The organism is Zongyangia acetica, from assembly GCF_038739695.1.
GTDB classification, from domain to species: domain Bacteria; phylum Bacillota; class Clostridia; order Oscillospirales; family Ruminococcaceae; genus Zongyangia; species Zongyangia gallinarum.
The window spans coordinates 191,931-198,051 of sequence record NZ_JBBEWN010000005.1; the positions used below are offsets into that span (position 1 = coordinate 191,931).

Here is a 6,121-nt window from a genome sequence, read left to right on the forward strand (position 1 = left end):
CTAACATCTATTGGGCTTGCGGGTCTTCCTGTTTTGCAGATTCCTTTTTCTTTTTCCTGGCCGGCTTTTTCTCATCCTTCACCTGTACCGCCGACACCTTTACCTTAGACCGTTTTCTCTTGCGCAGGCCTTTAAAGTAAACGGTGGACATCGGAGGAATCGTGATTTCCATTGAGGTTTCATAGCCGTGCAGAGGAATGTCCTCCACCTTGACAGGTTCTTTATTTGAAACTCCGGTACCGCCAAAACGGACATCATCGGAGTTTAACAGCTCCTTAAAGCTGCAATAATCAGGAACACCAATACGGTAATGCTCCCGCTTGACAGGGGCGAAATTACAGACGACGACAATCTCGTCCCCCTTCTCATCTATGCGCCTGAAGGCAATAATATTCTGGGTGTTGTCATCATGAGAAATCCAGGTGAAACCATCCCAGCTGTCGTCCACCTGCCACAGTGGTTTTGTTTTCAGATAGAAGTGGTTGAGCTCCTTGACATAATCCCGCAGTTTTTGATGCATGGGATAGTCCAGCAGCATCCAGTCCAAACCCTTCTTGTAATCCCATTCAATAAATTGGCCGAATTCCTGCCCCATGAAGAGGAGTTTCTTTCCTGGATGAGAGTACATATAGCCCAGGAAAGCCCTGACGCCGGCAAACTTCTGCTCATATTCCCCCGGCATCTTATTAATGAGGGAACATTTGCCATGGACCACCTCATCATGGGAGATGGGGAGGATAAAGTTTTCCGCAAAGGCATAGCAGAGGCTGAAGGTGATCTTGTCGTGGTTATAACAACGGAACAAGGGATCCAAGGACATATAGGCAATCATGTCGTTCATCCAGCCCATGTTCCATTTGAAATTGAATCCCAATCCCCCTACAAAGGTTGGTTTGGTGACCAAAGGCCACGCCGTAGATTCCTCGGCGATCATCATCACTTCCGGATGCTCTGTAAGAACAGCTTTGTTGAGGGTACGCAGAAATTCCACGGCTTCCAGGTTCTCCCGACCGCCGTTGACATTGGGCGTCCACTCCCAGTCCTCCTTGCCATAATCCAGGTAGAGCATGGACGCTACCGCATCTACACGGATGCCGTCAACATGGTACTTTTCTACCCAGAACATAGCGTTGGAAACCAAAAAGCTGATAACCTCATTGCGCCCAAAGTCAAAAATGCGGGTACCCCAATGGCTGTGCTCCCGCTTCTGAATATCGCTGTATTCATAACAGTAACCGCCGTCAAATTCATAGAGGCCGTGCTCGTCCTTGGGGAAGTGGGCCGGGACCCAATCCATAATGACGCCGATTTTGTTTTTATGCAGAGTGTTGATAAAAGACATCAAACCCTTGGGCTCCCCATAACGGGAGGTAGGGGCATAGTATCCTGTCACCTGGTATCCCCAGGAGCCATCAAAGGGATATTCCGCCAAGGGCATCAGTTCCACATGGGTATAGCCCATTTCCTTAAGATAGGGCACCAGCTGCTCCGCCAGCTCATCATAGGCGTATGGATCTCCGTTCTCCTTCTGCCTCCAGGAGCCAAAATGCATCTCATAGATATTGATGGGCTGCTGATAGTGGTTTGCCTCTTTTTGGGCTTGGATCCATTTTTCATCCCCCCATACAAAGCCGGAAATATCATAAAATTTGGAACCGGTGTAGGGGCGGGTTTCGCTGTGGAAGGCGTAAGGATCCGCCTTGAGGATTTGTTTGCCCTGGGGGGTGATAATACAGTATTTATAGGTATCAAACTGTTTGACCCGGGGGACAAAACCCTCCCATGTGCCCGCATCGTTAAGTTTTTTCATCGGGTGCTTCTCAGGATTCCAGTCATTAAAGTCCCCGACAATAGAAACGCTCTGGGCATTGGGGGCCCAGGTGCGGAAAACCGCGCCCTCAGAACGCCCCCGTTTGGCCGGATGGGCACCCAAATACTCGTAGGCTTTGAAGTTGGTGCCCTGATGGAAGAAATAGAGCGGCACATTGTTCTTTTTAGATGTATTGGCCATCGTTCTCTCCCCCTTTGCTATTATCTTTATTCTAACAGCATTCTAAAGTGATTTCAATTGGTCATTGTGTAAAATTTCTTAATAATCTATATGACAAAATAACAAAATTGTTGATTTTCGCCAAATAAGAAAGCCCATTTTCGAGCATCTCACCGGTTTACTTTTCCACTATTGGACCCCCAATTTTATCTAAACACAAAAATTAAAAAAGCCTATTTATTATATAACGATTCCTATGTCGAAATCAGTTGGATATAATTACTTTAAATGTAATTTATTTCCATTTCACTGCATAAAAAAGGAGCGCCGCAGCGCTCCTTTTTAAAAAACGAAGTTATTTTGCGTCAACTTCAGCCATCCGTGCAATCAGCATCAGGACCTTGTTAGAATAACCCCACTCATTGTCATACCAGGAAACCAGCTTGACAAAGTTCGGGTTGAGCATGATACCTGCTTTTGCATCAAAGATGGAGGTGCGGGGATCGGTGAGGAAGTCGGAAGAAACGACATCTTCATCGGTGTAGCCCAGGATACCCTTCATGGAGCCTTCGGAAGCCTCTTTGACAGCAGCGCAGATCTCCTCGTAAGTGGTGGATTTCTCCAGGCGGACAGTCAGGTCAACAACGGAAACGTCCAGAGTGGGAACACGGAAGGACATACCGGTCAGTTTGCCCTTAACTTCGGGGATAACCAGAGCGCAAGCTTTTGCAGCGCCGGTGGAGGAAGGAATGATGTTGCCAGCTGCAGCACGGCCACCGCGCCAATCCTTCTTGGAAGGACCGTCAACAGTCTTCTGGGTAGCAGTAGTGGAGTGAACAGTAGTCATCAGGCCTTCAACAATGCCGAATTTATCGTTGATTACTTTGGCCAGAGGAGCCAGGCAGTTGGTTGTGCAGGAAGCATTGGAGACAACCAGCATATCTTTGGTATATTTGTCATCGTTAACGCCCATAACGAAGGTCGGGGTGTCTTTGTCCTTTGCGGGAGCAGAAATGACAACTTTCTTAGCGCCAGCTTTGATGTGCGCAGAAGCCTTCTCGGTGGTGGTGAACACGCCGGTGGACTCAACAACATACTCTGCGCCTACCTGGCCCCAAGGAATCTCTTCAGGATTCATGCAGCCGAAAACTTCGATTGCTTTGCCGTTGACGGTGAATTTGTCATTCTCAACGCCAACAGTGCCGTCAAATTTGCCGTGCATGGTGTCATATTTGGTCATGTAAACCATGTAATCCTTGTCGATGAAAGGATCGTTGATGCCCACAACCTCAAATTTCTCAGGCTGAGCCATTGCTGCACGGAAAACCAGTCTTCCAATACGGCCAAAACCATTGATACCAATTTTAATTGCCATAGGTAAGTTCCTCCTAAGTATTTTAGTGTCCATGTCATATTTTATACCAAATCAAAAAAAGATACAAGCCTTTCTCCCCGAAAAGATGCAAAAACTTCATACAATTTTTGTCGCTTTTTCCCGGACTTTTCCGGCAGTTTGTGAAAATGACGACAAATTCTCAGGTCAGATATTTCCACCGGTTTTTTCCCTTTTTGGGGAGATACTAAGTTTTGCGGCACTTTAATATACAGCGTAAAAAATGCTAAGAGATGAAACCTGTCGGTTTGGTCGTCTAACCGTTCTTTTTAGCGGGAACTGTCGATTACCTTCCTACATTTACAGTTTTTCCCATTCCTCCGAATTTCGATGTTTTTCTACATAATTCGACAAATCTAGTTTACATCTGATAAGGGACAAGTATATAATAGAAATTGGGTAAAAGGAGGTGATCTTTCTGTATACAACATCCACCGATGTGTCAGATTCCCTGCAAAGAAGTATGGACACAGTGACACGGCTTTATCAGCACTCCACCCTGCCTGCGGTTTTGGTTGACAATGGTCTCAATATCCTATGGACCAACGATGTGGCGGATCAGGTACATCCCTGCCTGAAAGTCCCCGGAGGCCTTCACCAATGGATCCCCAGCGGCAGCGAAGAACTGGCCAAAAATATTTTAGAAGGAAAAGCCGTAGACTTCTCTGTTCCTTCCATTGCTGGCCCTCAAACGGTCCTGCGCTTTCTTCCTTATATGGAAGAGGAACATTTTCTGTTTGCTCTTTGCGTGTTCGACCATCCTCCTACCATCCCAGTCGCTAAAGATACCGTTTTTGCTCAATCGACGACAGATATTCTCATCAACACACTTAACACGCAGATCCGGGATCCTGTCCACATCATTTTTTCTATCGTATCCATGCTTTCCCAGAGTCCTCCCTTTCTGGAAGATCCTAAATCGAGTCAGATGCTGGGCCGCATCCGCAAAATGTGCTACAAATTGCTGCGGGCTTGTTCTAATATAACAGAGCTCACCCGCTATACCAATGGGCTGAGTTCTTTAAGCCTTAAACGGGCTGATCTGGCGGGATTTATCAAAAATATCTGCGAAGCCTGTGCCATGATGATCAAAACTTTGGATATCCCCTTTTTCTTTGAAGTTCCCAAATGTCCGATCATCACCCTGATCGATCCTGAAAAGTTGTCTGTTGCTCTTCTCAATATTTTGCTTAATGCCTGTCGCTTTACCAAAGAAGACAACAAAATTTCCCTCACCTGTACGGTAAGCGGGAAACAAGCCATCATATCTGTGAAAGATCAAGGATATGGAATCCCCGCCGATTATATCCCTCGGGTATTCGATCCTTACTTTTCTTTCGACCCGGCTGGTGAGCTCTATGCCGACGCAGGCATTGGTCTTTCCCTGGTCAGGTTCATCATTACAGAACACGGTGGCACCGTCGCCCTCGATTCCAAGGAGCACGTCGGCACCACCGTAATCTTCACCATTCCCATCCGGGATACCGGTGAATACCCTGAATATGTCCAGGCTTCCTCCCTGGATTATCTTCAGGACAAATTCTCTCCTGTCAATGTGATTTTTTCCGACCTCATTGACTTCAGAAATTAGTAAGGCCCAATTCCCGCATTCTATGATATGCGATATCTTCCGGTCTTTCTGACGAAAAATGTCGCATCTTATCATACTCGATATAAAAAAGCAGCCGTCTAAAAACGGCGCCTATAAAACAATTAATCCTCCGCATGATCGCACTCATACGGAGGATTTTTGTATCTATGATGCAACATTTGCCGGTGGAAAAATTGTTGGTTTATCTTATAATCCGGTGTTTACACATACCTGTTTTCCCACACTCATGGCATTTCAATTTACGTCTTGTCAAGGTGTGATACCCCTTAACATATTCACCCATGGTCGGAACAAAAAGCGCTTTACAATGTGGGCACTCATAATAGCCGGCCTTGACTTCGAGCACTGCCGCCGCACCTATGCCTGCCGCTGCTGTTACAATAGCAAACACAATCAATGCTATTCTTGCAACTGCAGGCATTTCAATATAAGATGCGATTACTATAAGCGAACAGACAGCGATAATCGTAATTACCCCACAAACGATTGACAATGCCATTCGTTTTTTATTTTCTTGGTTTTCTATTATCAAATTCATCATGTTTTCCTCCGCTTTCTTTCGATAATCGGCTTCTGAGACCCTCCCTCCTGAAAGCAAATCATTGACGGTGATATTCAATGCACCGCATAGCGGCAGCATAAGGGATACCTCTGGAAGCCCTTTTCCGCACTCCCATTTAGAAACAGTTTTGTCGCTGATAGACAGCACGTCGGCAAGCTGCCGTTGTGTAAGGCCTTGCGATTTTCTTGTTTCGGCTATAAATTTACCGACTTTTATTTGATCCATCGCTTTTCCTCCTTTCTACCCTCATTGTATATGATAGCGGCGGGTTTAACACATATGGAGCGTAGAATTTTTCATATCTGCGGAGCGTAGATATCACTCTAGATGGCCGCTGTCAGGTTTTCTGGCAGCAAACCGTTATGAAAGCCCATTACAGACGGAAAATTCACTCCTATTACAATAAATTTGGACAGGAAAGCCGGACAGCCAGTCCGGCTTTCCCTCCATCTCGTGCCTAAGCTACAATGAGAGGAGCAACTGGCTGACCAATCACTCCTTGGGCTTGTATGTCCGTGTGAAAGACTGTTAGCCATCCTCTCGTTGCAGCGTTCGATTTAAGCA

At 46.2% G+C, this 6,121-nt stretch carries 4 protein-coding genes; 1 reads left to right on the forward strand and 3 read right to left on the reverse strand.

Annotation, left to right across the window (positions count from 1 at the left end; all coding sequences use genetic code 11):
- Window positions 1-7 precede the first annotated feature (7 nt).
- Entirely contained in the window at window positions 8-2,011 is a 2,004-nt protein-coding gene (gene glgB, locus WGC32_RS06580; RefSeq protein ID WP_191482849.1) for a 1,4-alpha-glucan branching protein GlgB, read from the reverse strand.
- Window positions 2,012-2,345: 334 nt separating this feature from the next.
- Complete coding sequence (gap, locus tag WGC32_RS06585; protein WP_191482850.1) at window positions 2,346-3,365, reverse strand: type I glyceraldehyde-3-phosphate dehydrogenase; 1,020 nt, start codon at window positions 3,363-3,365, stop codon at window positions 2,346-2,348.
- Window positions 3,366-3,846: 481 nt separating this feature from the next.
- Between gap and WGC32_RS06590 the strand changes: the two genes are divergently transcribed.
- Window positions 3,847-4,974 (forward strand): ATP-binding protein, encoded by a 1,128-nt coding sequence (locus tag WGC32_RS06590; RefSeq protein ID WP_191482004.1) that lies wholly within the window; start codon window positions 3,847-3,849, stop codon window positions 4,972-4,974.
- A gap of 202 nt (window positions 4,975-5,176) precedes the next feature.
- Here the strand turns inward: WGC32_RS06590 and WGC32_RS06595 are convergent, their stop codons facing one another.
- Entirely contained in the window at window positions 5,177-5,782 is a 606-nt protein-coding gene (locus tag WGC32_RS06595; RefSeq protein ID WP_191482005.1) for a helix-turn-helix domain-containing protein, read from the reverse strand.
- Between the last annotated feature and the right edge of the window lie 339 nt (window positions 5,783-6,121).

What these genes read in the sequence shown, in the direction of transcription:
- glgB (WP_191482849.1), bottom strand. Translation starts at nt 2,011, where the DNA reads ATGGCCAATACATCTAAAAAGAACAATGTGCCGCTCTATTTCTTCCAT.
- WGC32_RS06595 (WP_191482005.1), bottom strand. Translation starts at nt 5,782, where the DNA reads ATGGATCAAATAAAAGTCGGTAAATTTATAGCCGAAACAAGAAAATCG.
- gap (WP_191482850.1), bottom strand. Translation starts at nt 3,365, where the DNA reads ATGGCAATTAAAATTGGTATCAATGGTTTTGGCCGTATTGGAAGACTG.
- WGC32_RS06590 (WP_191482004.1), top strand. Translation starts at nt 3,847, where the DNA reads ATGGACACAGTGACACGGCTTTATCAGCACTCCACCCTGCCTGCGGTT.